Genomic DNA, 3,102 nt, shown 5'->3' on the forward strand with positions numbered 1-3,102 from the left:
GCGTAATCGCCGGCGACCCTGTCGCTCTGGCCGTAAGCGTGGTGCTCGCTCAGGTAGCCGTAAAGCTTCTTGTCATTGGGTATGGCGCACCCCACCGAAGCGGCGAGAAGCCTCCTGGGCTCGTTGCTCGATAGCTTGCTCAAAACACAGTAAACTATCTGGCCCGTCGAAAGGATCTTCAACCCCTGGACCCTGGGGATTATCTTGCACCCCGGGGGGAATATGCTCGAGACGCTTACGAGGTTGAACTTCTCTATCCCGGCGTCCCTAAGCGCCAGCTCGAACGAATGGAGCTCCTCCCTGTGGATTCCGACCCCTCTGGTAAAAAATATCCGTTTTGGCACGTTGGTAGTAATTTTTCTACCTCCTAAGTTACTTTTATACGCGTCTTACTTCCGCGCATCGATGCCCTCGTTTATGTATCCCATTAACTTATACACAAGCCTTGCCGCTAAAAAGTCCGGGGCCACGTTACCCTCGATGGGGCAGAGCTCCACTACGTCGAAGCCCACGACGCTCCGCCTCAAAGCGACTCTTCTTAAAAACCCCAGCACGTCGTACCAGCCAAGCCCGCCCGGCTCGGGTGTGCCCGTAGCGGGCATCACGGAAGGGTCGAAGACGTCCAGGTCGATAGTTACGAAGACCTCTTCGGGGAGGTCGTCAGCGACCTCGTCAAGTGACAACCCCTTTATAATATCCGCGGCGTAGCAGGTCTTTATCTCGGGCTTTTCCTTTTTTAAAAACTCCGCCTCGCCTGCCGAAAGGCTCCTCGTGCCCACCTGCACGAGCGGGCAGAACTCGCTTATCCGCCGCGCCACGCAGGCGTGGCTGAAGGGGCTCTCCTGGTAGCTGTCTCTCAAGTCCGCATGGGCGTCGAGCTGCAAAACGCACAGCTCCGGATAGGCGTCCTTCACGGCCATAACGGCCCCTATGGTTACAGAGTGCTCGCCGCCTATTACGACCGGGAGCGTGCTCCCCTTGGCCCCCCTGCCCCGCTTGCCCCCTTTTATTATCTCCGCCACGGCGCCCCGGACCCTTTTTACCATCTCCTCGGGCTTAAGCGTTGTAACGTCGAGAAGGGGCAGGGTCCGGATGCCGGCCCTCCAGGGCTCGCCGCCGAGCTCCTCGTCATAGAGCTCCATATTGGCTGACGCCTCGAGGAGCGCCCGCGGCCCGTTCCTCGCGCCGCTTACATAGGTTGCCGTAAGGTCGTAGGGTACGGGCAGAACCGAGAACCGGACCTCTTTGGTCTCGTACTCCGGGGTCTCGTACTCCGGCCCTTCGAGCCCGCCGAAGTTTTGCCGCTGCCCTAATCCCATATCCTCTTTTTTATCCTGTAAGAGTTCTTGAGGTCCATCTTCGGAAGAACCCTTTTAAAACCCCTCATCCTCTGCGCAAGCGCCGTGGCTATTATGGGCAGGGCGATGGTCGTATCGCAGGCAACGCTCACCCGCCTTGACTTCTTCGCTATCTTCCCCCAGGACTGCGCCTCCTCGAAGGTGCACCCGCTAAGGCCCCCCCAGTGAGGTGAATCGGCCGTTACCTGTATGGCGTACTTGTGGCCCGGGGCGGGCTTACCCATCATGTTGGCCGTTACCTCGGCCTGCTGTATGAAGTTCTTGGGCGTGCCGCCGCCGAAGAATATAACGCCCGAGGTCCTCGCCCGTGAGGCGAGCTCGGCCGTCTCCTTTACGTCCCCTATAACGTCGAAGAGAGGGTAGTCCCGTCCGTCGGCCAGGGCCACGGCTATGCCTATGGATGAATCCGCTATAGCGGGGCAGTACACATGCACACCCGCCTCAAAGGCGGCCGTCAGTATCCCGTCGGTCTTCCTTCTTTTCGCCAGGTCCCTGCCGAGGAGATAAAAGTACTCCCTCGTCGTGTAAGGGCGCCTTTCGAGGCCCATGGAAAACTTATAGATGTACTCGTCCGAAGAGTTGAACTCCTCCTCTATCGCATAGACATCGTACATGCGGTCTATGCCCGAGTCCTTCAGCTCCCCGTCGTCCACCGTGTGGCTCCCCTGCCAGTGGAACCGTCCCAGTGTTTCGTGTATGTCGTGGAAGAGGTTCGCCCCGGTCGAGACGAGGCAGTCGATGTACCTTTTTTTTATGAGGTGGACGATAATGTTCCTCATGCCCGCGGGGACCATGGCGCCGGCGAGCCCCATGAATACCGTGCACCTTCTCCTTAGCATCTCCTCCCACACGTCGGCAGCCTGTGAGAGGTTCTTCCCCTGGAAGGCCGTATCCCCCATCCTTTTCAAGAGTTCGGATACGTCCCCCCGGGGTTCGACCGTAACGGGCCTTACGGGCTTCTTTATGTACTTTTTTCTCTTCTCCAGGTCGAACACGTCGAAGCCGACCTTTATGCGTTTCGGTTTCTTATTTTTCATAACTGTCTAATTTATTTTTTTTTATCCTGCCTGTCAAGGAATTTAACTCCCGCAAAACGATTTTAAAATTAAAGTTGCTACGGCCGTTAAGAGAATCAATCGGACGGCCGGAGGTCCTTTACCTTGAGCTGGATGTTCCTCGTGCCTCTCCAGTTGTCCATGTAGGGGTAGAAGGCGATGTCGAAGCCCCCGCCCTTTACCGGGTGCAGGTCACCGAGACCGAACCCTATTGCGCGCCTTCTGCAGCCGTCCTGCTTTACCGTCAGCTTCAGGTGTCCCTTGCCGACGACCTCGGTTGCGATGACGTGCGCATCCCTTGCCCCGAGAAGCGGCTGGCGGTTCGCGCGGCCGAAGGGGGAGAGCCTTTGAATCTCCGTTATGGCCCTCGAGTCAATCTCTTCGAGGGTTACGAAGGCATCGAGCTCCACCTCGGGCACCAGGTCGTCGTCGGTCAGGTTCGCCGTGAAGTAAGCGACGAAGGCGTTAACGAAACCCTCGATATTCTCCTTTTTAACGGTGAGCCCGGCCGCGGCCTTGTGCCCGCCGTACCTTTCAAGGAACCCGGCGGCGGCCTTAAGCCCTTCGAGCACGTCTATACCCTTTATCCCCCTTACGGAACCCCTGCCGACCCCGGCCCCCTCGTCCACTGCTATCATGGCCGTGGGCCTTGTAAAGCGTTCGGCGAGCCTCGAGGCCACGATGCCGAC

The 3,102-nt window shown here is 58.2% G+C and carries 4 protein-coding genes; all 4 read right to left on the reverse strand.

Translation table 11 applies throughout. From position 1 onward, the window contains the following. Window positions 1–344: arginine decarboxylase, pyruvoyl-dependent (locus V3W31_06920; GenBank protein ID MEE9614670.1), on the reverse strand; the 344-nt coding region annotated here is incomplete at its 3' end. Window positions 345–389: 45 nt separating this feature from the next. Continuing rightward, window positions 390–1,319 carry an agmatinase gene (gene speB / locus V3W31_06925; GenBank protein MEE9614671.1) on the reverse strand — a complete coding sequence of 310 codons (930 nt, stop codon included), beginning with the start codon at window positions 1,317–1,319 and terminating at the stop codon, window positions 390–392. After that, on the reverse strand, window positions 1,310–2,395 hold the full coding sequence (locus tag V3W31_06930) for a deoxyhypusine synthase family protein (protein MEE9614672.1): 1,086 nt from the start codon (window positions 2,393–2,395) through the stop codon (window positions 1,310–1,312). Before V3W31_06930 ends, speB begins: the two co-directional genes overlap by 10 nt. A 95-nt stretch (window positions 2,396–2,490) precedes the next feature. Continuing rightward, the coding region (locus tag V3W31_06935; GenBank protein ID MEE9614673.1) for a DHHA1 domain-containing protein at window positions 2,491–3,102 on the reverse strand (612 nt) is incomplete at its 5' end.

This window comes from Thermodesulfobacteriota bacterium (assembly GCA_036482575.1).
In the GTDB taxonomy this organism is placed as follows: Bacteria; Desulfobacterota; GWC2-55-46; order GWC2-55-46; family JAUVFY01; genus JAZGJJ01.